Raw genomic sequence first — 20,907 nt, forward strand, 5'->3', positions numbered from 1 at the left:
GCAACGATAATGTCGACGTGCGAGCCACCGATTCTCACGAGGACCATCGATGCCCCACCCTATCCCCCCAGCCCCTCAGACCGAACTCGATGAAGCCGCTTTCACCGCGCGCGCCAAGGCACGTTTGGACGAGATTTACGGACCGCGCGCCGATGAAGTGTTACGCCGCCTGCAACGCCTGATATCGCACCAACGTGACGCAATTCCCGAACGCTCGCGTCCATTATGGAGCGAACGCGATCAGTTACTGATCACCTATGGCGATCTACTGCTCGACGGCGAGCGGCCACCGCTGCAAGTGCTCGACGAGTTTCTCGAGACACGCCTCGCGGGCACCTTCAGCGGCGTTCACGTGCTGCCTTTCTTCCCTTGGAGCAGCGACGATGGCTTCTCGGTGATCCATTATCGCGAGGTCAACCCCACGCTAGGCGACTGGGAAGACATCCGCCGCCTGACACGGCACGGCGACTTGATGGTCGATCTGGTCATCAATCACGTCTCGCGGGAATCGCTGTGGTTCGTCGACTACCTGGCCGGCACCCAGCCGGGGCGCGACTACTTCATCGAAATGGACCCGAACACCGACCTATCGAATGTCACCCGGCCCCGCAGCTCGCCGCTGTTGGTGCCCGTTTCCACGCGTCGTGGGACACGCTATCTATGGGCGACATTTTCCGAGGATCAGATCGATCTCAACTTCGCCAATCCCGATGTGCTCATCGAGTTTATCGGCATCATGCTCTACTACGTGGAACAAGGCGCGCGCATCATCCGCCTCGATGCCATCGCCTACCTGTGGAAGAAAATCGGCACTTCGTGCATCCACCTACCGGAAACCCATGCCGTGGTCCGGCTGCTACGCGCCGTGCTCGATCACCTCGCCCCCGGCACGCTGCTGATCACCGAAACCAACGTGCCGCACCGCGAGAACATGAGCTACTTCGGCCTCGAACGACTCGACGACACCACTACGTCGGACGTGCCCGCGCACCCCGACGAAGCGCACATGATCTACCAGTTCACGCTGCCACCACTGCTGGTGCATACGCTCACTAGCGGCGATGCCACGGCGCTGGAAGCCTGGGCACGCAGCCTTCCTGCGTTGCCGCCCGGTTGCACCTATTTCAACTTCACCGCCAGCCACGACGGCATCGGCGTACGCGCGCTGGAAGGACTTTTACCGCCCCACGAGATCGACGCCATGCTCGAGCTCATGCACCGCTTCGGCGGGTATGTGAGCATGAAGGCCAACGCCGATGGCAAGGACACGCCTTACGAGGTCAACATCACCTACTTCGATGCGCTACGCGGCACACGTCGCGGCGCCGATCCGTGGCAGGTGGAACGTTTCTTGTGCAGCCAACATTTGATGCTCGCGCTGCAGGGCGTGCCGGGCATCTACTTTCATTGCCTGACCGCCACGCTCAATGACCACGAAGGCGTCGAGCGCAGCGGACAGTTGCGTACCATCAACCGTCGGCGCTGGCAGAAGGAAGCCCTCGACGAACTTCTCGATAGCCGCAATACGCCCACGCGAGAGGTGTTCATGGCATTGCGCCGGCGCCTCAAGCTACGCGCTCAGGAGCCCTGCTTTCATCCCCAGGTCGAGCAGCACATCGTCGACACACCGCCGACGCTGTTCGCCGTGCAGCGAGGCCCGCTGGCCGATGGGCGTCGCCTGCTCGCGGTCTACAACGTCACCGACAAACGCCAGCCACTGCCCTTGCCCGACCTCGACGAAGACGGCTGGTACGATCTGCTTGCCGATGCGCCCTGGGATGCGCAGGCCCCGCGTGAACTGCGCCCCTATCGCAGCTTGTGGCTGGTGCAACGGCCTGGCACACCGCCATAGGCTTGCCGACGCGCGTCGTGCTGGTTACTGTACGCGTGGAGATGGCATTCCTCCCGTCGTCATCGGCGTCCGAAACACGGCGCCCATCGCGACAAACCGCCTGGCATCGGCACCACATCGCCGACGCGTTCTCGCCAGTGCTAATGATGCCTGCCAACGCACTCGAGGTGCGTCGTGCGCAGGTATTCACGGTTATTTCTTTCAGCCTCGCCGCCCCCGCACGCCCACCTCGTTGATCATTCTCAATTGCGAGGAATCGAACGCATGTGGTTTTCCATCGTGGCGATCGGCGCCGGTGCAGCGCTCGGCGCCAACCTACGCTGGCTACTGGGAATATGGCTCAACGCCCTCTTCCCCTCGATCCCCCCCGGCACCTTGGCCGCCAACTGGCTAGGCGCCTGGCTGATCGGCCTTTCCATCGCCTTCTTCGCCCAGTTGCCGCATCTCTCCCCCGAGTGGCGCCTATTCGTGGTAACTGGCTTTTTAGGGGCGTTGACGACCTTCTCGACTTTTTCTGCCGAGATGTTCACTAACCTGCAGGCCGGGCGTTACCTCATGGCATTATCGGGCATCGCCGTGCACGTACTCGGCTCGTTGGTCATGACCGGCGTAGGCATCGCCACCTTCGGTGCCCTCAAACACCTGACGGGAGTCTTGAAATGAGCGAATGGCAACACGGCTACGAAGTCATCTTCATGGCGCCAGAGTCGCGTCGTCACCATGGCAAACCCGTCATCGACGCCGTGGCCGAACACGCCAAGACGCTGGGCATCGAACGCATGACGCGCCGCACGGCCAGTGAAGGCACTGGTGCCGACGGGCGCACGCATTCGGCGCATTTCTTCGAATTGGCCGACCGGCCCATCGAACTCCTCTTCGTGCTGGATAAGACGCTGACCGAGCGTCTTATCGACGCCGTCGACCAGGCTGGCATCGACGTCTTCGTGCTCCGCCGCGAGGTGAATTACGCCCAGTTGGGGGGATAGCGTTAAACTGCCACCAGCGCGAAGCCGGCATTTTGCAGCGCGATGCCCACCGTCATGCCAGACTGCGCCAGTTCGATATCGGCCAGCAGGGTATCGCGGGCAAATCCCTGACCGTGCCAGGCTTGCGGACACACCATGACGCCGACGCCTTCGCGCTGAAGCGCCTCGATCAACACGCGGTTGGGATTGTTCGAGGCGTCCGGCAATCCGTAATGACGCGCATAGGCGGCATCCTCGAGCAGGCACGGCGTCGCTGCTCCTGAAACGAGGACGATCATGTGGCGACGCTCGGCCGGCACGTCGGCCGCCGCGAACAGGTTCACCGCGCGCACGGCGCGCAGCAGCCCGGCATTCGCCATGGCCGCCTGCGCGCTGGGCGTCGTCCACTGGAACAGCGCCCGGTAGGTGCCATGCGCCAGCGGCAACCACTGGGCCTCTTCTTGCCCGGCGAGCGGCACCTCGTCGATGGGCGACGGCGAGGTGCTCGGTGGTTGTCGTGATATCCAGTCATTCCACCCTGTCGTCATATCGCCCCTCCCACGGATTGCAATCACACCACTTCAGCGCGTTGCCGCTCGCTTGGCAAGCGCCGCGACATGCTGACATGCATCGCTCTTAATGCTCGGCTAATCCCATGCCGTTATGCTAGGCGCCATCTCGTCACCCGTATGGACTATCATGATTCACGCTTCGCGCCGGCCAATATGCCATTTTCGCTCCCTAAGCCATGGGCTCGCAGCCTGTCTGGCCGCGCTCATGCTCGTCTTCGCCACCCCGGCCTTCGCCGAATCGCCGTTTGCCAGCCAAGACGACTTCCTCTCCGCCGAGCAGGCTTTCTCGTTGTCGGTATCGCGCGATGACGGCACGCTCATCGCCGAGTGGGACATCGCGCCAGAGTATTACCTGTATCGGCATCGCTTCAGCGTCGAGACCGAAGATGGCCCGGTGGATGTCGAGCTGCCGAAGGGCGAGACCATCGAGGACGACTATTTCGGTCGCTCAGAGGTCTACCATCATCAGGTGGCATTGCGTGCCGCGCTGGGCGACGCCGAGCAGGTGACGCTGACTTGGCAAGGCTGTGCCGAAGCCGGACTGTGTTATCCGCCGCAGCACCGAACCTTCGATGCCGACACGCTCGCCGCCAGCAGCGAAGCGGATAGCGCCAACACCACGGATAATGCGCGTGACACTGCCTTCGAGCCCGGCACCGATGACGCGGCAAACTCGAGCGATGCATCGCCCCCCTCCGATGCCACTCAAGCCGACGATCAACGCCTCGCATCCCAGCTGGCCGACGCCCGGCTGGGATGGGTGCTGCTGGCTTTCTTCGGCATGGGGTTGCTGCTGACCTTCACGCCTTGCGTGCTGCCCATGGTGCCGATACTTTCCAGTCTCATCGTGGGTGCCACACGCGGCGGCCGGCCACGCATGCGTGACGGTGCCGTGCTCTCGCTCGCCTACATATTGCCCATGGCCACGACGTATGCAGCGTTGGGTGTCGCGGCGGCGCTGGCCGGGGCCAACCTGCAGATGCTGTTCCAAGCGCCTATCTTCATCGCCAGCTTCGCCGTGCTTTTCGTGCTGCTTGCCCTGGCGATGTTCGGCGTGTTCGAGCTGACGTTACCCCAAGGGTTACGTACCCGGCTCGATGCACGCCTGGAACGCCAACGCAGCGGGCGTCTCAAAGGCGCGGCCATCATGGGCGTACTCTCGGCATTACTGGTCGGCCCCTGCATGACGGCACCGCTGGCCGGGGCCCTGCTTTACATCGCCGAAAGCGGCAATGCCTGGCAAGGCGGCCTGGCCCTGTGGTCATTGGGGCTGGGGATGGGCGCTCCCTTGTTCGCAGTAGGACTGCTCGGGCCGCGAATTCTGCCGCGCCCCGGGGCGTGGATGACTCGCGTACGCGCTATCTTCGGCTTCGTATTGTTGGGCATGGCGATATGGTTCGCGGCACGCATCCTGCCCCCTGCGCTGGAGATGGCCGCCTGGGGTGCTCTGTTCATCGGCCTCGCCCAGGCCACCTGGGCAACGACACATGCACTGCACGACGCGCTGAAGGTGCTGGGACGCAGCCTGGCCACGATCCTCGGTGTATGGGGGATTCTCATGCTCGTCGGCGCGGCGGGAGGCCAACATGATCCGTTGCGGCCCTTGGCAGACTTCACGGGCAGCGGCGGCCCGCATGGCACTGAGACATCCTCGACACTCAGCTTCGAGACCGTCGACGACCGCGACGCGTTGAACGCGCGTCTCGAGGAGGCAGCAGCACAGCAACGTCAGACACTCGTGGAATTCACCGCCGACTGGTGCATCAGTTGCGAGGTCATCGAGGAAGAAGTGTTCGGCGATGCACGCGTGCAAGCGGCACTGGAAAACGTGCAACTTCTACGCATCGACGTTACCGACAACGACGCCGCAGATCAGGCCATCATGCAGACGCTGGGCGTTGTCGGCCCACCCACCTTACTGCTTTACGGCGCCGATGGCCGCGAACGTCGAGACAACCGCATCGTGGGTGAATTGAGTGCGGAAGAGTTCCTTGAACGCCTCGGCTCCACACGTACAGCAATCGCGACGCAGGAAGGGGCATGACGGCCCTCGACCGCAGCGTGGCCATCGGACCGCTGGCGCTCAGCCTCGGCCAATTATTGCTTGTCTTCGCGCTAGCCGTTGCTATCGTCACCGGCGCCTTGGTCGGGCGTCGACAACGCATCGGTGTCAGCGACACCCTCTTTACATTAGTCTTCGTCGCCCTCGTCGGCGCGCGCCTGGTGTTCATCGTGCGCTACTGGGATTCCTACGATTCCCTGTGGGCCATGCTCGACATCCGTGACCGTGGCTTCGACCCATGGGGCGGGCTTGCCGCCGCCTTGGTCTACTGTGGTTGGCGACTATGGCGCGCACCTTTCCAGCGTCGCGCTTTGAGTGCCGCACTGCTGGCCGGCGCTCTCACCTGGGCGGGGGCAGTCTATGCTCTGGTCAAGCTTGACGAGGATGGGCATAGCGCTTTACCCAAGACGTCGCTGATGACAATCGACGGCGCTGCCACCGACCTCCCTGCCCTACAAGACGATCAACCCTTGGTAGTAAATCTCTGGGCTAGCTGGTGCCCGCCCTGCAGGCGCGAGATGCCGTTGCTCGCCGATACGCAGCAGCGCCGTGACGATGTCACCTTCGTGTTCGTCAATCAGGGCGAGGCTCGCCAGGTCATCCGTCACTACCTGGACGACGAATCCCTCGATCTCGATAACGTGCTACGCGACGAGACGCTGGCGCTCGGAGAGCACGTCGGTGTCAAAGCGATGCCCACTACCTTGTTCTATGACGCCGATGGCCGCTTGGTCGACACGCATTTCGGCGAACTCTCGCAAGCCACCTTGAAACACGCCTTGTCACGCCTGACTCCACCTTAATAGGAGAATCCGCATGTCTTTGATCGCATGCACCATACGCCTAGGTCTCATCAGTGCTCTCGCCTTGGCTGCCACGCCCGCCTGGAGCCAGCCCGAGAACCTGCCCGCACCCGTCGAAGCACTCGTCGATCAAGGATTGACAGTGCACGAACGCTTCGAGGCCCCCGATGGCCTGACAGGTTACGCCGCTAGCGCGCAAGGCCAGCCGGTGGCGATCTATGTCACCGAAAGCGGCCAGCACGCCATCGTCGGCAACCTTGTCGATGCCGAAGGCAACAACCTGTCGAGCGAGCCGCTCGAGGAATTCGTCAAGGGACCGCAGAACGCCGCCGTGTGGCAACGCCTCGAGGACAGTCATTGGATCCTCGACGGCAGCAGCGACGCCCCGCGCACGGTGTACGTCTTCACCGACCCCAACTGCCCATACTGCAAAAGCTTCTGGGACGCCGCACGCCCCTGGGTCGAGGCCGGTGACGTCCAGCTGCATCACATCATGGTTGGTGTTCTCAAGTCGGATAGCCCCGCCAAGGCAGCCACACTGCTGGGCGCCGACGATCCCGTAGCCGCCTTCACGGCACACAATCGCGGCGACGAGGTGGCCCCGTCCGCACAACCGGCCGATATCGAGCAGCAAGTTCAGGACAACAACACCCTCATGCGCGAGCTGAACCTTCGGGGTACACCGGCGATCGTCTATCATCAGGACGGCAAGCTAGAGGTTGCTCAGGGAATGCCAGACGAGGAAAAAATGCGCGCCGTCATGGGCTCGCCACGCCCCTGATCACCCGCATCAGGTGACACGAGAATCAGACCTGTGGCAGCTTCATGCACACCTCGAAGCCGCCGCTTGCAGGGTGCTGAAATTGCAGTTCGCCACTGGCACGTTCTGCAATCGCGGCCGTGATCGCAAGCCCTAGACCACTACCCGATGTAGCCGAATGCCGCCAAAAGCGCTCGGTGACATGAGCAAGCGCCTCATCGGGCACGCCCGACCCTTGGTCGTGCACGCGTAGCTCAACCCACGCGGTGGCGTTCGTCTCATGCGTCGCCAAGTCTACGTCCAACGTCACCGGCAAACCGGCCGGGCCATGCTTGAGCGCGTTGTCGAGTACGTTACGCAGCGCCGTGGCGGCCAGTTCCAGCGACACTCCCACGCGCGCATCCGGGAGTTTAGCCGGGACGACGATACGAGCAGGCTCTTGCGTATCGCGCACGGCGCTACGGACGATATCGGCCACTGTCGCACCGTCTGTCTCGTGCTGCACCCCGGCGCCCTCGATACGCGCCAGGGCCAGCAATTGATCGAGCGTGGCGGCCAAGCGCTGGGTCCCCTGCTCGGCATGCACGACGGCCTGGCGAATCGCATCGCCCTCTACGCGTCGCGCGACCTGAAGGTGCGTCTTGACGGCGGTCAGCGGTGTCCGCAGCTCATGCGCGGCAGCATCGGTGAAGCGCTGTTCACGATGAATGGCAGCACGCATGCGCTCCAACAGGGCGTTGAGCGTGGCGATCAACGGATGCAGTTCACGGGGCAGGCCGGTAGCCGTCACCGGCGAGAGATCATCACGGTGCCGGCGGCTCAGCGCCTCGCGCCACCCATCGAGCGGCCGCAAGGCACGCCGGGTCCCCCACCACAGCACGCCCCCGCTGATTACCAGCGCCACCGCGAAGGGCACGACCACCAGCGCTAGGATATCGCGCATCAGACTACGCCGTTCCGTCACGCGGTCGGCGGTGGTGATCGTCACGCCATCGCGTATCAGCGTATAGACACGCCAGTCCTCACCCTCGCGCTGCCGATAGGAATAACCCGGCTGGCCCACATCGAGGATCGCGGCCATGTTCGTATGCGTACGTGCCAGCACTTGGCCCTGCGCGGACGTCACCTGACAGGCGACGCCCTTTAGCGGTGCCACGATGGACGCCCGCCGCGTCTCATCAGCCGCCCAGCTGTCCTCAGGCAATCGCGCCATCAGGCCCGCGACCATGTTCGCCGACTGTGCGAGGCGGCGGTCGAGCGTACGCTCCACCTCATCGTTGAGGCCCCACCACAGCCAGGCCGCCGCCAGGCTCCAAGTGACCGTCAAGGTCACGCCGAGTATCACCAGCAAGCGCGTCTTGAGGCTCATCGCGATGCCACCGATGAGGCATCCGCCTCCGCCAGAGCCTCGGCCGTGCCGAGACGATAACCGAGGCCACGGACCGTCTCGATCACGGCCGGCGCCACTTTGCGGCGGAGATGATGGATGTGAACGTTGAGCGCATTGCTCTCCACCTCGTCGTCGAGGCCGTAGAGACTATCGCGCAGTTGATTCGCGCTCAGCACGCTGCCCGGCGACTGCAGGAAGGTCTCCAGCAGCACCAGTTCCCGCCGCGACAGCGTGACAGGGTGCCCCCGCCAGGTGACCTGGCGCGTCTGAGGGTCGAGCCGCAACGCGCCATGGACGATACACGGATGGGCCCGGCCACCCGCGCGACGCAGTAACGCATGCAATCGCGCCACCAGTTCGTCGAGATCGAAGGGCTTGACCAGATAATCGTCGGCGCCGGCATCGAGCCCCGCGATGCGGTCGCTGACGGCATCGCGGGCGGTCAGCACCAATACCGGCACGCGTTTGCCGGCCTCGCGCCATTCCTCGACCAGCGTCAACCCATCGCCATCGCGAAGACCGCGGTCGAGTACCACGATATCGCTCGTCACGACCTGCAGGGCATGACGCGCCGCTGCCATCGAGGCGACGGTATCGACCGCCCACCCATGGCTCTCCAGCCCCGCGCGAATACCGGCCGCCACCAGTTCATCGTCCTCAACGAGAAGCACATGCATGTATTGTTTCCCCTCAATGACGCGAGTTCATTCGCCGGGCCAGCCACCATCCCGCTATCAACGTCACGATGAATGCCGCCAGCGGCCAGCTCAGCCCCGAAAGCGAGGCGACCGCCGGCCCCGGACAATACCCCGAGAGCCCCCAGCCGATGCCGAAAAGCGCCGCACCGCCTAGCAGCCGAATATCGAGGTCACGGCGGGTGGGCAGCTGAAACCGGGATTCGAACAGCGGCGTTTGGCGTCGCCAGACCAGCCGGTAACCGATGAACGTGGTAACGACCGCACCGCCCAGAACGAAGATCAGGGTCGGATCCCAGGCGCCGGCGACATCGAGAAAACCGATGACCCGCGCTGGATCGGTCATGCCGCTGATCGCCAGGCCGAGACCGAACGTGAGCCCTGCCAGATAGCCTGCCAGCATTTTCATGGCGCGCCTCCCAGCCAGTGACGCGACACGAACACGGTCAGCATGGCAACCAGTACGAAGACGAGCGTTGCGGCCATCGACCGGGGCGACAGACGCGCCAACCCGCAGACCCCGTGCCCGCTGGTGCAGCCGCTGCCCAGACCGGTGCCCAACCCGACCAGCAGGCCGGCGATCAACATTGTCGTCAGCCCGCTCGCCGGAGCACCGATCATCGCCCCGCTGTCACCCGCCACATTGCCCCAACCCAGGCCGGACAGCATCAAAAGTCCCGGTCCAGAGACGAGGCCCAGTAGGAAAGCGACACGCCAGGGCCTGTCCCTGCCGCGCTCGAAAACCAGCCCGGAAAGAATCCCGCTGATACCGGCGACCCGTCCCAGCAGCCCCATGAGCAGAGTGGCGGAAAGTCCGATCAGGACCCCGCCCAGCAACCCCTGCAACGCACTCATCGATTCCATCTCATTCCTCTTGATGTTGTCTCCACCATGACTGTCTAAACCAGCTATCGCGTCTCAACCGGCTGTCGCCGAATGCCCGGGGCCGGGCGATTCGATACAGGGATGGCTCAATGGCGCCGCCCCGCGGCCATGCAGCTCGCACCAGGCATCGAAGGTGCTCAGAAAGACCCGGCCATTGAGCGTTTCGAGCAGTTCGGTACGACTCAATCGATCCATCACCGGTCCTTTTACTTCGGCGAGATGCAGCCCGATCCGCCGGTCCCGAAGACGCCGATTGAGCGCTTCGAGACTCGCCAATGCCGTCGCATCGATGACATTGATCGCCTGGCAGGCCAGCACTAGATCCCGCGGCGGAGGATCGCGATTGACCACCGCCGTGATCAGGTCTTCCAGGTGGCGAACGTTGGCAAAATAAAGGCTCTCGTCGACGCGCAGAATGGCGACACTGACGTCGGTTTCCACGGCATGGCGACGGACGTTGCGAAAATGCTCGGTGCCGGGGATGCGGCCGACTTCCGCGCTGTGCGGCCGACTGGTGCCATAAAGATGCAACGCCAGCGACATGGCGACACCGACCAAGATGCCCACGTCCACACCCAGCATCAGTGTCGCCAGCGCGGTCGCCGACATGGCGATGCCCTCGCCACGGGCATAGCGCCAGACACGCTTGAATGCCGCCAGATCGACCAGCGACACGGTGGCGATAACGATGGTCGCCGCCAGCGTTCCCATCGGCAATTGTCGCAGCCAGGGCGACAGAAACAGCATGGCCAACGCGATGCCCACGGCGGTGAAAGCACTGGAGGCCGGGGTGCGGGCACCGGCATCGAAGTTGACCACGGAACGGGAGAAGCCGCCGGTGATCGGCATGCCGCCGGTGAACGAAGCTGCCAGGTTGGCTCCGCCCAGCCCGATCAGTTCCTGGTCCGGGTCGACGCGTTCGCCGCGGCGCACCGCCAGCGCTTGCGCCACCGACACCGACTCCACGTAGCCGACGATGCTGATCAGTACTGCCGAGCCGATCAGTGATCGCCACAGCGCTGGCTCCCAGTCGGGCAGGGTCAAAGGTGGCAGTCCGGCGGGAATCTCACCGATGACGGCGACACCATTACCGAGCCATCCCGCCGCACCGGCCACCAACGTCGCCAGCACGATGGTGGCGATCGGCGCCAGCTTGACCAGCACGCCCGCCACTCTAGTCGGCACCCGGCAGCGTTCCAGCGCGGATTTGCCCCACCGCCGTACCCACCACAACACCAGAAGCGAGCCCAGCCCGATGCTCATCGTCGGTGGACTGACATCCTCCAGCACGGAAGGTAGCTGAGACACCAGGGCCGGCAGCGTCGAGCCCGACAGATCGACTCCAAGTAGCTGCTTGAGCTGACTCGCCGCGATCAGAACGCCCGAGGCGCTGACGAAACCAGTCATCACCGGGTGACTCAAGAAGTTGACCAGAAACCCCAGCCGGCAGAGCCCCATGATCAGCAGAATGCCACCGGAAAGCAGCGCCAGTACCAAGGCCGCGGCGATATAGTCCTGCGATCCCGATTCGGCTACCTGCGACAATGCCGATGCCGTCATCAACGAGACGACCGCCATCGGTCCCACCGACAACGTCGTGCTGGTCCCCAACAGCGTGTACACCACCAGCGGCACGAGGCTCGCGTACAACCCCACCACCGGGGGAAGTCCCGCCAGCATCGCGTAGGCCAGTGCCTGCGGAATCAGCATCAGCGCCACGATGACGGCCGCCAGCAGATCCTCGCCCAGCCATTGGCCGTTGTAGCGCCGACCCCAGTCGAGAACCGGCAGCCAGCGTGCCAGCCCGCCCCTGTACTGCTGATTCATGGTTTACCAGCCTCGTTATCCTAACCTTGTCGTGAACTATGATTCATGCAAGGTGCAGCGTTCAGAAGCGGCGCTGCGGTTTGGCCAACCACTCATGCCCCTTGAGCATCAGGTTCCAGTAGATGAAAGGGAGCTGCTGGGCTTTGATGCTCCAGCCGAGCTTGGTTGGCCGTGTGGCCTGGTTGATCCAGGAGGGGAAGGTCGGTTGCAACTGGCCACCGTAACCGAACTCCGCCAGCACCACGCGGCCACGTTCGACCGTCAACGGGCAGGCGCCATACCCTGGGTAGCCGGAGGGCATCGGCTTGCCATCGAGTGACGCGACCAGATTGTCCGCCACTACCGGCGCCTGCTTGCGCACGGCGGCGGCCGTCTTGGCATTGCCAGTGCCGCTGGCATCGCCGAGACCGAAGACATCGCTGAAGCGGTTGTGCTGGAGAGTGTCGGCGTCCAGGTCGAGCCAGCCGCCCTCGTTGGCCAGCGGCGATTCGCGCACCAGCCGTGGGGCACACTGAGGGGGAACGACGTGAAGCATGTCGAAATCGGTCTCGATCTCTTCGCTACCGTCCTCGCTCGTGACGCGAAAACGCGCTTTCTGGGCCGGGCCGTCCACGGCGACGAGGTTCTGCTGGAACTGCTTGTGGATGCCGTAGCGCTGCACGTAATCATCCAGTGCCGGCACGAAGTCGGAGACGCCGAACATCACACCGCCGGCATTGTGGAAGTGAACGTCGATATTGTTCAGAACGCCCTGCTTCTCCCACTCATAACAGGAGAGATACATCGCCTTCTGTGGCGCACCGGCACACTTGATCGGCATCGGTGGCTGGGTGAAAAGCGCCTTGCCACCTCGCATTGCCTGAACCAGCGACCAGGTGTATGGCGCCAGATCAAACCGATAGTTAGACGTCACGCCATTCTTGCCCAGCGTCTCCTCGAGGCCATCGATCGCTTGCCAGTCGATCTCAAGGCCCGGCGCGACCACCAGTGCCCGGTAGCCGAGTGCTGAACCGTCACCCAGCACGACCTGGCGGGAATCCGGCAACAGCCGCTCTGCAGCGGTCTGGTGCCAAGTCACGAAGCTCGGTATCACCGAGCGCATTGAACGCCGGGTCTGCTCCGGGGTGAATACGCCCCCGCCGACCAGCGTCCAGCCGGGCTGGTAGAAGTGATCCTGCGCGGGCTCAACGATAGCGATATCGAGATCTGAACGGCGTTTGTGCAGACTCGAGGCGACCGCGATGCCTCCCGCCCCACCGCCAATGATGACGATGTCATGGCGTTTGTCGTTCTCGGTCTTCGTTTCGTCCACGACTGTCGATTCGTTCATGACTAACTCCCGTTGGTAGATTCGGCGCGGCGCGGTATAGCCTGACGACGGCGCCTTCTCACTCCCATGCCGCGCCTTCGAGGGCATCGAGCGGGAATTTCAGATAGCGCTTGCCGTTGCTCTCCGGCTCGGGAAGCCGCCCACCGAGGATGTTGACCTGCAACGCGTGCAGGATCAGCTTCGGCATCGGTAATTCGCTGTCGCGGCGGTTGCGCAGCTCGACGTATTCGGCTTCGCTGCTCTCGCCGAGCCGATGCTTGTTGGTCTCGCGCTGCTCGCGCACGGTGCTTTCCCACTGCGGCTCGCGGCCATCGGGCATGTAGTCGTGACCGGTGAACAGACGCGTCTCATCGGGCAGCGCCAGGATCGCCTGGATCGAGTTCCAAAGCTGATGCGCGCTGCCGCCGGGGAAGTCGGCGCGGGCGGTGCCGAAATCGGGCTGGAACAGCGTGTCGTGAACGAAGGCGGCATTGCCGATCACGTAGGTGATCGATGCCAGCGTATGGCCCGGCGAGTGCATCACGCGGCAATCGATCTCGCCCAGCGTAAAGGTATCCCCGTCGTCGAACAGACGATCCCACTGGCTGCCGTCGTCCTTCAGGTCCGGCCAGTTGTAGATTTCCTTCCACAACGCCTGGACTTGGGTCACCGGCCCGCCGATAGCGGTAGGGGCGCCGGTTTTTTCATGCAGATAGCGTGCGGCGGAAAAGTGATCCGCGTGCGGGTGGGTATCCAGAATCCAATCGATCTCGAGCCCTTCGCGCTCGACATACGCCAGCAACTCGTCGGCCTGATGGGTCGCCGTGGCGCCGGACTTCTCGTCGAAGTCGAGCACCGGATCGATGATCGCGCAGTGCCGCGTGGCGGGGTCGCTGACGACATACTGAATGCTGAAGGTACGCGGGTCGAAAAAGCCTGCGACATCCGGCTGGCCGGACCTCTTTCCGCGTGACAAGGCAAAGGTTTTCATTGCGTTCGTCATCGCCTCCCTAGTGCTTGAACGTTACACTCAGGATAACGCATTTATTGTTCTAACGTTATACTTTTTTGCTATATAAAGGCGCACCGCATTATATCCCGCTATTAAAAGGTTCGTCGCACTTTGCCGGGAAATGCGGCACAGATCATCGCGAACAAGTTCGCTCCCACGACCCCCGCCGGTTAGCTTGTCCCTGTGGGAGGGAATTCATTCCCGATAGCGGTTGTTTCTCAATCCTGCCGCCCAGGGGCCTTACCGTTTCACGCCGATCTGCGAAGAACCTATTAAAACCAGCAATAACGATCGGCACGGCACCGGAAAGTACCGTGGGATGCACAAAAACAAAAAGGAATATAAAATGTTGCTATTATTCTCTATCGGACTATTTAAGCTACACTCATCGCTAAACGACGCGTCTCACTACCGGGCTCGTCGCTTAAGAGTTGCGCTTTCCGCCTTACCCGTTAGGAGCCGACCATGACACTAAGCCAAATCGCCAAATTTGCCCTGACCGGCCTTGCCTTGAGTGCAATCGCCGCAACCGCGCATGCCGACACCTTGCGTGTCGGCATGTCGGGCGGTTATTACCCCTTCACCTTCGTCGAGCAGGATGAGCTGAAAGGCTTCGAGGTCGACGTCATGAACGCCGTGGGCGAGCAGATCGGCGACGAGATCGAGTTCGTCACCGCGAGTTTCTCGGGTTTGGCGGGCATGCTGGATTCCGGGCGCATCGACACCATCGCCAATCAGATCACCATCACCCCCGAGCGCAAGGCCAAATACGCCTTCACGCAGCCCTATGTGTATGACGGGGCACAGGTCGTGGTGCGTGAGGGCAACGACGCCATCCAGGGAGTCGAGGATCTCAAGGGCAAGACCGTCGCCGTCAACCTCGGTTCCAACTACGAGCAGTTGCTGCGCGAACTGCCCTACGCGGACGAGATCGACATCAAGACCTACGACTCCAACATCGAGCAGGATGTCGCCCTGGGGCGCGCCGACGCCTTCGTCATGGACCGCGTCAGCGCTACCCAGGTGATCAAGGACAAGCCCTTGCCGCTGCAGCTCGCCGGCCAGCCGTTCTCGCGTATCGAAAACGCCCTGCCCTTCCGTGATGACAAGGCCGGACGCGCCCTGCGCGATCGTGTCGATGAGGCCCTCGCCGAGCTGCGCGAGAACGGCACCCTGACGCAAATCTCCGAGAAGTGGTTCGGTACCGACATCACCCAACCATGATGCCATGCTCCATGCCACGGCCGAGACGCTCCTCGGCCGTGTGCTTTCAGGCGACCCAATCATGCACGTTCTCGATCTCGACTACATGCTGGGGTTGTTGCCGATTTTACTCGGCTATCTACCGCTGACATTGGAAATGGCCGGCGCCGGGATGGTTGCGGCGCTGGTACTGGCCTGCCTGCTGGCCGTCGTACGCGTGCAGCGCATGCCGGGGCTCAACGCCCTGGCCATGCTGTTCATTTCCTTCTTTCGCGGCACGCCGCTGCTGGTGCAACTGTTCCTGTTCTATTACGGTTTACCGCAAATTCTGACCTTCCTGGTCGCGATCAACGGCATCACCGCTACCATCCTGGGGCTGACCCTGCACTTTTCTGCCTACATGGCGGAATCGATCCGCGCCGCCATCGTCGGCGTCGACCGCAGCCAGACCGAGGCGGCGCTGTCCATCGGCATGACCCAGGGGCAGCTCATGCGTCGCATCGTGCTCCCCCAGGCGACGCGTGTGGCCACGCCCACGCTGATGAACTATTTCATTGACATGATCAAGGCCACGTCCCTGGCATTCACGCTGGGCGTCACAGAACTGATGGGCGCGACGCAGAAAGAGGCGGCAGGCAGCTTCCTCTATTTCGAGGCGTTCCTGATGGTGGCCGTCATCTACTGGGTGGTGGTGGAACTCTTGTCCTGGCTACAACGACGGCTGGAAAAACGTCTCAACCGGGCCTATCAACGATGATCGCACTCAACGGCATCACCAAACGCTTCGGCGCGCATACCGTCTTCGAGAACATCGACCTGACGCTGGAGCAAGGCGAGATCATCGTCGTCATAGGCCCGTCGGGCACCGGTAAGTCGACGCTTCTACGCTGCATCAATTATCTTGAAACGCCCGACGCCGGGCGCCTCACGGTGGGCAATCTCAGCCTCGATGCCAAGCACGCCACACGCCGGGAGATTCTCGCGCTACGCCGGCGTACGGCGTTCGTATTCCAGAACTACGCCTTGTTCGCCAACAAGACCGCGCTGGACAACATCTGCGAAGGCATGATCGTCGTCGATGGCCTCTCCAAAGCAGAAGCACATGCCCGAGGGCGCGAGATTCTCGAACGCATCGGTCTCGCCGACAAGGCCAATGCATATCCAGCATCGCTATCAGGCGGCCAACAGCAACGCGTAGGCATCGGGCGTGCGATGGCCGCCAAGGCGGAAGTCATCCTCTTCGATGAGCCGACTTCCGCACTCGACCCGGAGTGGGTCGACGAGGTGCTTGCCCTGATGAAGCACCTCGCCCTGGAGCGCCAGACCATGATCGTAGTCAGCCACGAGATGCAATTCGCCCGCGAAGTCGCTGACCGCGTGGTGTTCATGGACGAAGGCCGCATCATCGAACAAGGCCCGCCCGACGAGCTTTTCACCAACCCCCAGGACGAACGCACGCAACGCTTTTTGCGCAAGGTGCTGGCCAACAACCCCATCGTTTGAGTCGGATGCGGCCAGGTGCCTGGGCGGCGGGTTACACCTGGCCCTGGTTGTCGAGTTCCACGGCCTCGTACATGCGCTCCTTGAGGTCGTGGATCGCCGCGCTTACCCGGTTCCAACTGGGAATGAACGGCTTGTCGCGAGGCGATTCGAGAAACGAGGCGCCCGCCTCGAGGATGTTGGCGGTGAAAAGCTCCACGGCCTGTTCCTCGCTGTGACGGTCGAGCGCCAGGCCATTCATGCGCGCGTCGTTGTCGTAGGCCTCGATCAGATCCAGCGCGGTGCGATAGTAGGTTGCCTTGATGGTGCGAAAGGTCTCGGAGTGGATGGGCACGCCCAATGTCGCCAGCTTGCGGAACATGGCCTTGGCGATGTCCAGGCTCATGCGGTTGAGGCCGCCGCTCGGGTCGTCCTGGGAGACAGGCTGATGCTTGTGATCGTAGGCATCGGCGATGTCCACCTGGCACAGCCGCTTGGTCGAGTGGTTGCGGTGAACCTCCGATAGCACGCCGATCTCCAGCCCCCAATCGCTGGGAATGCGGATGCCGTCGAGCACATCGGCACGCATCGAGAACTCTCCCGAGAGCGGATACCGATAGCTATCCAGATATTCCAGGTACGGCAGCGGCCCGAAGACCATCTTCAACGCGCGGATCAACGGGGTCACCATCAGCCGCGCGACACGCCCGTTGAGCTTGCCGTCAGCCACCCGCGAGTAATAGCCCTTGCAGAACTCGTAGTTGAACTGCGGATTGGCGACCGGATACAGCAGCCGCGCCAGCATGCCGCGGTCATAGGTCACGATATCGCAATCGTGCAGCGCTACCGCTTCCGTGCGCGCAGAAGCCAGCACATAACCGCTGCAGTACCACACGTTACGTCCCTTGCCGGGCTCCTGCGGCGCTAGGTCGAGGGCGTTCAACTCGGCATCCAGCGCCGACAGACGCGGGCCATCGTTCCACAAAATGCGGTGATGCTGCGGCAGGCGCGAGAAGAATTCACGGGCGCGCAAGAACTGGTCACGATCGGCGCGATCCAGCCCGATCACGATCTCCGAGAGATACGGCACCTGCGCCAGTTCATCGACGATATTCGACAACGCAGGCCCCTCGAGTTCGGAGAACAGCGAGGGCAGTATCAAGCCCATCGGCCGGCGCTTGGAAAACCTCATCAAATCGGCTTCCAAGGCTTCCACCGGGCGCTGGGTAAGATTATGAAAGGTGGTGACGATACCGTTCTGGTAGAAATCGCTCATCGTGACGTGCCCTCCTGGGGAGTCTTGTCTTCGGACGTCGCATCCATGCAGGTCTGCCACCAGTCGGCGATGCCCTCAGCCCAACCGTCGGGGCCGGGTTGCCGGGTGCGGAAGAGTGGTGCTTCAGTGGCAACATTGACCGTCGCAGCATGCTTGCCGCGCACCAGTATCGGGTGATCGACGGCCTCGAGCAGGCTGATATCGTTGGGTCCATCGCCCAGCCCCACGGTCGCGGGCCTGACACCACGTAGCGCCGTATAACGCTCGACCAGCCAGCGCAGCGACTGGCCCTTGTCGACCGCCCCCATCACATGCCAGAAGCGCCCACCCCGAGTCAGCCGCAAGCCATCGCTTTCCAGGGCCCGTCGAAAGCGCGCCAGCGCGGCCTCGTCGTCGTCCCATATCAACGGCTCGCTGCCTTCGCGGGCCAACGCTTGACGCGCTTTGTCGGCACTCAGCGAAGTCAACTCGCACAGCGTCTCGAGGGACAATTCCGCCATGCTGCGAAAGCGCACGCCCAGCCGCTCACGCAACACGTCGAGCCGTCTGCGGATGAACCCTATATCCAGCGACGGCGTCTTGACGATCAATCCACCCGGCGCGGCGGGGTCACGATCCAGCCGAGCATGTTGCCAACGCGCCGGCAATCCGATCACCGCGCCGTTCTCGGCGATGAACGGGGTTGCCGTGAGCCCCAGTTCATTGCGCAGGGCCAGTAGTTCCTCGCGGGTCTTGCTGGTCGTGGGAATCACCGCGACATCGGCCTCGGCAAGCCGAGTCAACCAGGCGGCGGCGGGTTGCCACGTATAACTGTCGTGGTCGAGTAGCGTGCCATCCAAATCGGTGAACACCAGCCACGGCGTATGCGAAACCGACTGCGTCATGAGCCTTCTCCCCTTGGCACCGCCTCACATGTCCTGGAATGCGCCACACGATCTCGATGCGATCATGAAAGGTGCTCTTCAGATGAAGGTAGCACGGATCGTGCCACCCTCTGATAAGCAACCCTGCGAGCCCGGCCACCAAGGACTCATGCACGCGTCGCAACGGTGCATTGCCTTCCTCCAGGCACAAAAATGCCCCGTCGCAGCGCATCTAATGCACTACAACGGGGCGTATAAAGCCTTAGCCTTGGGCAGAACGCGTTACTCGGCGTGATGATGTTCGGCAATCACCGCCAACCCGGCGAGCGTCGCCGCATCGCTATCCAGCGGCGTGACCTCAAGACCGGCCGTTTCGAGCGCCAGCGTATAAGGACGCCGTAACGCCTCGGCGCCGATCAACAGCAAGCGCTCGAGATCGGGACGCGCGGCGCGCATCGCACGGACTTCCTCACCGATCAACACCCCGGAGATGAAGCTGCCTACCTGCTCGGCATACAGACCGCGATAGAGGTGTCGGCTGCGCGCCTCGAATAGCGCATGCAGCACGCCGTCCTCGCTATGGGCACGCGCCAGTCCCTGGCGAAATGCACCTTCATCGAACGGCGCGTCATCGCGGGCGGGTTCGCCCGGCAGGGTATGGAAGCGTACCGCATGGTAAAGCTCGCCGGTCATCAGCGTGGTGAAGGCCGTCAGGCGACCATCGCGTAGTCGCGCCCACTTGCTGTGGGTGCCGGGCAGGCAGCAGTCGGCGTCGAAGACGCCCGCCAGCGCCAGGGCACCAAATGCCTGAACCTCTTCACCGCGCATGACGTCACAGTGCGTCTCATCGACGTGCTTCACGCCCGGCACAATCCAGGTGTTTTCCAACCCCGGTGCGGCCACGACATGGGCGGCGAGATCACGCCCCGAGACGGGCAAATCGAGCTGCGGTGCCTCACTCCAGCCGCGCTTGGAACCGACCATGCCCGCCAGATAGACGGGCACCCGACCGCCTTCTCGCCAATCGCCGACTTGAGCCTGGCAGTAATGCGGAAACTCAGCGGTTTCCAGCGCCTTGAGCCCTGCCTCGCTACGCCGCGACTCGAGGCAGGCACCGCTTTGCCGATCGACTAGAAACGCCCGAAAATTGCTGGTGCCCCAGTCGATGACGATCAGTCGCTGCTCGGCGCTCATTGATCGCCCTCGTGCTCGAACAATTCGGTCATGGTGTAGAGTTCCTCGAGCCGCCGCCATTCGGCGACGAGCTCGCGCGCGACCTCGCCCACCTCGACGGCGCTGCGCCCGGGACGGTAAAGGTTGCTCCCAAAACCGAAACCACGAATGCCCACGCCATGCCAATCCGACATGTTGCTCTTGTCGATACCGCCGACGGCGAATACCGGTAGTTCCGGGGGCAGGATCGCACTGATATCCTTGAAGTAGCCGGTGCCCAGACGCCCGGCCGGGAACAGCTTGAGCGCCGTAGCACCGGCACGCGCCGCGCTCAACGCCTCACTCGGCGTCATGCAGCCGACCAGCGGCGCCAGCCCCTGCTCGACACCGGCACGAATCACCTCGGGGTCGCTGTTGGGAGTGACCATCAACGGGGCGTCAAGACGCGCCAGTTCGGCTGTATCAGTGGCCTCCAGCACCGTACCGGCGCCCACCAGCACATGCTCAGGGCAACGTGCCGCAACGCGTTCGATACTCTTCCACGGCAAGGGAGAGTTGAGCGGGATCTCGATCAGACGAAACCCCGCCTCGACCAACTCGTCGAAGACCTTATCGATTTCTTCGGGGCGGATACCACGTAGAATCGCCACCAGCGGCAATTCCCTGAGTGCCGCGTCGAGCGCGGCGCGTTGTGTCTCGTTCATAAAGCCTCCTTTACCACACCTAGAGAGCGTACCGTCGGGAACAAGTTCCCTCCCACAAGACCACCAAGGCCAGGAGC

General features: G+C 63.0%; 21 protein-coding genes. 9 read left to right on the forward strand and 12 right to left on the reverse strand.

The window, feature by feature from the left end; translation table 11 throughout:
- Nucleotides 1-49 precede the first annotated feature (49 nt).
- The 3 genes from L1075_RS06390 (at nucleotide 50) to L1075_RS06400 (ending at nucleotide 2,838) form a co-directional block, all read left to right on the forward strand.
- On the forward strand, nucleotides 50-1,852 hold the full coding sequence (locus tag L1075_RS06390) for a sugar phosphorylase (protein ID WP_246940822.1): 1,803 nt from the start codon (nucleotides 50-52) through the stop codon (nucleotides 1,850-1,852).
- 264 nt (nucleotides 1,853-2,116) lie between these two features.
- Complete coding sequence (gene crcB, locus L1075_RS06395) at nucleotides 2,117-2,515, forward strand: fluoride efflux transporter CrcB (RefSeq protein ID WP_246920298.1); 399 nt, start codon at nucleotides 2,117-2,119, stop codon at nucleotides 2,513-2,515.
- The gene (locus tag L1075_RS06400) at nucleotides 2,512-2,838 is read left to right on the forward strand and encodes a DUF190 domain-containing protein (protein ID WP_246940826.1); all 327 of its coding nucleotides are present in this window, start codon (nucleotides 2,512-2,514) and stop codon (nucleotides 2,836-2,838) included. Before crcB ends, L1075_RS06400 begins: the two co-directional genes overlap by 4 nt.
- Nucleotides 2,839-2,840: 2 nt before the next feature.
- On the opposite strand, the gene L1075_RS06405 is transcribed toward L1075_RS06400, so the two are convergent.
- Nucleotides 2,841-3,365 (reverse strand): DsrE family protein, encoded by a 525-nt coding sequence (locus tag L1075_RS06405; RefSeq protein WP_246940828.1) that lies wholly within the window; start codon nucleotides 3,363-3,365, stop codon nucleotides 2,841-2,843.
- Nucleotides 3,366-3,594: 229 nt separating this feature from the next.
- On the opposite strand from L1075_RS06405, the gene dsbD reads away from it, so the two are divergent.
- From dsbD to dsbG, 3 genes are read left to right on the forward strand one after another with little or no spacing between them, the layout of a single operon-like run.
- Nucleotides 3,595-5,433 carry a protein-disulfide reductase DsbD gene (gene dsbD, locus L1075_RS06410; protein ID WP_246940831.1) on the forward strand — a complete coding sequence of 613 codons (1,839 nt, stop codon included), beginning with the start codon at nucleotides 3,595-3,597 and terminating at the stop codon, nucleotides 5,431-5,433.
- Nucleotides 5,430-6,254 (forward strand): TlpA disulfide reductase family protein, encoded by an 825-nt coding sequence (locus tag L1075_RS06415; protein WP_246940834.1) that lies wholly within the window; start codon nucleotides 5,430-5,432, stop codon nucleotides 6,252-6,254. Before dsbD ends, L1075_RS06415 begins: the two co-directional genes overlap by 4 nt.
- 13 nt (nucleotides 6,255-6,267) lie before the next feature.
- Nucleotides 6,268-7,035: a thiol:disulfide interchange protein DsbG gene (dsbG, locus tag L1075_RS06420; protein ID WP_246940837.1), complete on the forward strand. Its 768-nt coding sequence runs from the start codon at nucleotides 6,268-6,270 to the stop codon at nucleotides 7,033-7,035.
- Nucleotides 7,036-7,060: 25 nt separating this feature from the next.
- On the opposite strand, the gene L1075_RS06425 is transcribed toward dsbG, so the two are convergent.
- From L1075_RS06425 to L1075_RS06455, 7 genes are all read right to left on the reverse strand, one after another.
- A complete protein-coding gene (locus L1075_RS06425) occupies nucleotides 7,061-8,383 on the reverse strand; it encodes an ATP-binding protein (RefSeq protein ID WP_246940839.1) in 1,323 nt (440 codons plus the stop codon).
- Complete coding sequence (locus tag L1075_RS06430) at nucleotides 8,380-9,081, reverse strand: response regulator (RefSeq protein WP_246940842.1); 702 nt, start codon at nucleotides 9,079-9,081, stop codon at nucleotides 8,380-8,382. Before L1075_RS06430 ends, L1075_RS06425 begins: the two co-directional genes overlap by 4 nt.
- 13 nt (nucleotides 9,082-9,094) lie before the next feature.
- Complete coding sequence (locus L1075_RS06435; RefSeq protein WP_246940845.1) at nucleotides 9,095-9,508, reverse strand: DUF6691 family protein; 414 nt, start codon at nucleotides 9,506-9,508, stop codon at nucleotides 9,095-9,097.
- The gene (locus L1075_RS06440) at nucleotides 9,505-9,963 is read right to left on the reverse strand and encodes a YeeE/YedE family protein (protein ID WP_075370459.1); all 459 of its coding nucleotides are present in this window, start codon (nucleotides 9,961-9,963) and stop codon (nucleotides 9,505-9,507) included. Before L1075_RS06440 ends, L1075_RS06435 begins: the two co-directional genes overlap by 4 nt.
- Before the next feature lie 54 nt (nucleotides 9,964-10,017).
- Nucleotides 10,018-11,811: a SulP family inorganic anion transporter gene (locus tag L1075_RS06445; RefSeq protein ID WP_246940848.1), complete on the reverse strand. Its 1,794-nt coding sequence runs from the start codon at nucleotides 11,809-11,811 to the stop codon at nucleotides 10,018-10,020.
- A 61-nt stretch (nucleotides 11,812-11,872) separates the two neighbouring features.
- On the reverse strand, nucleotides 11,873-13,141 hold the full coding sequence (locus L1075_RS06450) for an NAD(P)/FAD-dependent oxidoreductase (protein WP_246940851.1): 1,269 nt from the start codon (nucleotides 13,139-13,141) through the stop codon (nucleotides 11,873-11,875).
- Nucleotides 13,142-13,199: 58 nt separating this feature from the next.
- Entirely contained in the window at nucleotides 13,200-14,111 is a 912-nt protein-coding gene (locus tag L1075_RS06455; protein WP_246940854.1) for an MBL fold metallo-hydrolase, read from the reverse strand.
- A gap of 486 nt (nucleotides 14,112-14,597) precedes the next feature.
- On the opposite strand from L1075_RS06455, the gene L1075_RS06460 reads away from it, so the two are divergent.
- From L1075_RS06460 to L1075_RS06470, 3 genes are all read left to right on the forward strand, one after another.
- Entirely contained in the window at nucleotides 14,598-15,356 is a 759-nt protein-coding gene (locus L1075_RS06460; protein WP_246940857.1) for an amino acid ABC transporter substrate-binding protein, read from the forward strand.
- A gap of 61 nt (nucleotides 15,357-15,417) precedes the next feature.
- The gene (locus tag L1075_RS06465) at nucleotides 15,418-16,092 is read left to right on the forward strand and encodes an amino acid ABC transporter permease (protein ID WP_246940860.1); all 675 of its coding nucleotides are present in this window, start codon (nucleotides 15,418-15,420) and stop codon (nucleotides 16,090-16,092) included.
- Nucleotides 16,089-16,838 carry an amino acid ABC transporter ATP-binding protein gene (locus tag L1075_RS06470; RefSeq protein ID WP_246940863.1) on the forward strand — a complete coding sequence of 250 codons (750 nt, stop codon included), beginning with the start codon at nucleotides 16,089-16,091 and terminating at the stop codon, nucleotides 16,836-16,838. Before L1075_RS06465 ends, L1075_RS06470 begins: the two co-directional genes overlap by 4 nt.
- A 31-nt stretch (nucleotides 16,839-16,869) precedes the next feature.
- Here the strand turns inward: L1075_RS06470 and L1075_RS06475 are convergent, their stop codons facing one another.
- The 4 genes from L1075_RS06475 to L1075_RS06490 form a co-directional block, all read right to left on the reverse strand.
- On the reverse strand, nucleotides 16,870-18,090 hold the full coding sequence (locus L1075_RS06475) for a glycosyltransferase family protein (RefSeq protein WP_246940866.1): 1,221 nt from the start codon (nucleotides 18,088-18,090) through the stop codon (nucleotides 16,870-16,872).
- Complete coding sequence (locus L1075_RS06480) at nucleotides 18,087-18,974, reverse strand: HAD-IIB family hydrolase (protein ID WP_246894083.1); 888 nt, start codon at nucleotides 18,972-18,974, stop codon at nucleotides 18,087-18,089. Before L1075_RS06480 ends, L1075_RS06475 begins: the two co-directional genes overlap by 4 nt.
- Nucleotides 18,975-19,235: 261 nt before the next feature.
- Nucleotides 19,236-20,147: a 2-dehydro-3-deoxygalactonokinase gene (locus tag L1075_RS06485; RefSeq protein ID WP_246940869.1), complete on the reverse strand. Its 912-nt coding sequence runs from the start codon at nucleotides 20,145-20,147 to the stop codon at nucleotides 19,236-19,238.
- The gene (locus L1075_RS06490; protein WP_052445003.1) at nucleotides 20,144-20,830 is read right to left on the reverse strand and encodes a 2-dehydro-3-deoxy-6-phosphogalactonate aldolase; all 687 of its coding nucleotides are present in this window, start codon (nucleotides 20,828-20,830) and stop codon (nucleotides 20,144-20,146) included. Before L1075_RS06490 ends, L1075_RS06485 begins: the two co-directional genes overlap by 4 nt.
- Nucleotides 20,831-20,907 lie beyond the last annotated feature (77 nt).

This window comes from Chromohalobacter beijerinckii (assembly GCF_023061185.1).
Taxonomy (GTDB): Bacteria; Pseudomonadota; Gammaproteobacteria; order Pseudomonadales; family Halomonadaceae; genus Chromohalobacter; species Chromohalobacter beijerinckii.

Coding starts and splice junctions, on each gene's coding strand:
- L1075_RS06390 (WP_246940822.1), top strand. CDS start 50: ATGCCCCACCCTATCCCCCCAGCCCCTCAGACCGAACTCGATGAAGCC.
- crcB (WP_246920298.1), top strand. CDS start 2,117: ATGTGGTTTTCCATCGTGGCGATCGGCGCCGGTGCAGCGCTCGGCGCC.
- L1075_RS06400 (WP_246940826.1), top strand. CDS start 2,512: ATGAGCGAATGGCAACACGGCTACGAAGTCATCTTCATGGCGCCAGAG.
- L1075_RS06405 (WP_246940828.1), bottom strand. CDS start 3,365: ATGACGACAGGGTGGAATGACTGGATATCACGACAACCACCGAGCACC.
- dsbD (WP_246940831.1), top strand. CDS start 3,595: ATGCTCGTCTTCGCCACCCCGGCCTTCGCCGAATCGCCGTTTGCCAGC.
- L1075_RS06415 (WP_246940834.1), top strand. CDS start 5,430: ATGACGGCCCTCGACCGCAGCGTGGCCATCGGACCGCTGGCGCTCAGC.
- dsbG (WP_246940837.1), top strand. CDS start 6,268: ATGTCTTTGATCGCATGCACCATACGCCTAGGTCTCATCAGTGCTCTC.
- L1075_RS06425 (WP_246940839.1), bottom strand. CDS start 8,383: ATGAGCCTCAAGACGCGCTTGCTGGTGATACTCGGCGTGACCTTGACG.
- L1075_RS06430 (WP_246940842.1), bottom strand. CDS start 9,081: ATGCATGTGCTTCTCGTTGAGGACGATGAACTGGTGGCGGCCGGTATT.
- L1075_RS06435 (WP_246940845.1), bottom strand. CDS start 9,508: ATGAAAATGCTGGCAGGCTATCTGGCAGGGCTCACGTTCGGTCTCGGC.
- L1075_RS06440 (WP_075370459.1), bottom strand. CDS start 9,963: ATGGAATCGATGAGTGCGTTGCAGGGGTTGCTGGGCGGGGTCCTGATC.
- L1075_RS06445 (WP_246940848.1), bottom strand. CDS start 11,811: ATGAATCAGCAGTACAGGGGCGGGCTGGCACGCTGGCTGCCGGTTCTC.
- L1075_RS06450 (WP_246940851.1), bottom strand. CDS start 13,141: ATGAACGAATCGACAGTCGTGGACGAAACGAAGACCGAGAACGACAAA.
- L1075_RS06455 (WP_246940854.1), bottom strand. CDS start 14,111: ATGAAAACCTTTGCCTTGTCACGCGGAAAGAGGTCCGGCCAGCCGGAT.
- L1075_RS06460 (WP_246940857.1), top strand. CDS start 14,598: ATGACACTAAGCCAAATCGCCAAATTTGCCCTGACCGGCCTTGCCTTG.
- L1075_RS06465 (WP_246940860.1), top strand. CDS start 15,418: ATGCACGTTCTCGATCTCGACTACATGCTGGGGTTGTTGCCGATTTTA.
- L1075_RS06470 (WP_246940863.1), top strand. CDS start 16,089: ATGATCGCACTCAACGGCATCACCAAACGCTTCGGCGCGCATACCGTC.
- L1075_RS06475 (WP_246940866.1), bottom strand. CDS start 18,090: ATGAGCGATTTCTACCAGAACGGTATCGTCACCACCTTTCATAATCTT.
- L1075_RS06480 (WP_246894083.1), bottom strand. CDS start 18,974: ATGACGCAGTCGGTTTCGCATACGCCGTGGCTGGTGTTCACCGATTTG.
- L1075_RS06485 (WP_246940869.1), bottom strand. CDS start 20,147: ATGAGCGCCGAGCAGCGACTGATCGTCATCGACTGGGGCACCAGCAAT.
- L1075_RS06490 (WP_052445003.1), bottom strand. CDS start 20,830: ATGAACGAGACACAACGCGCCGCGCTCGACGCGGCACTCAGGGAATTG.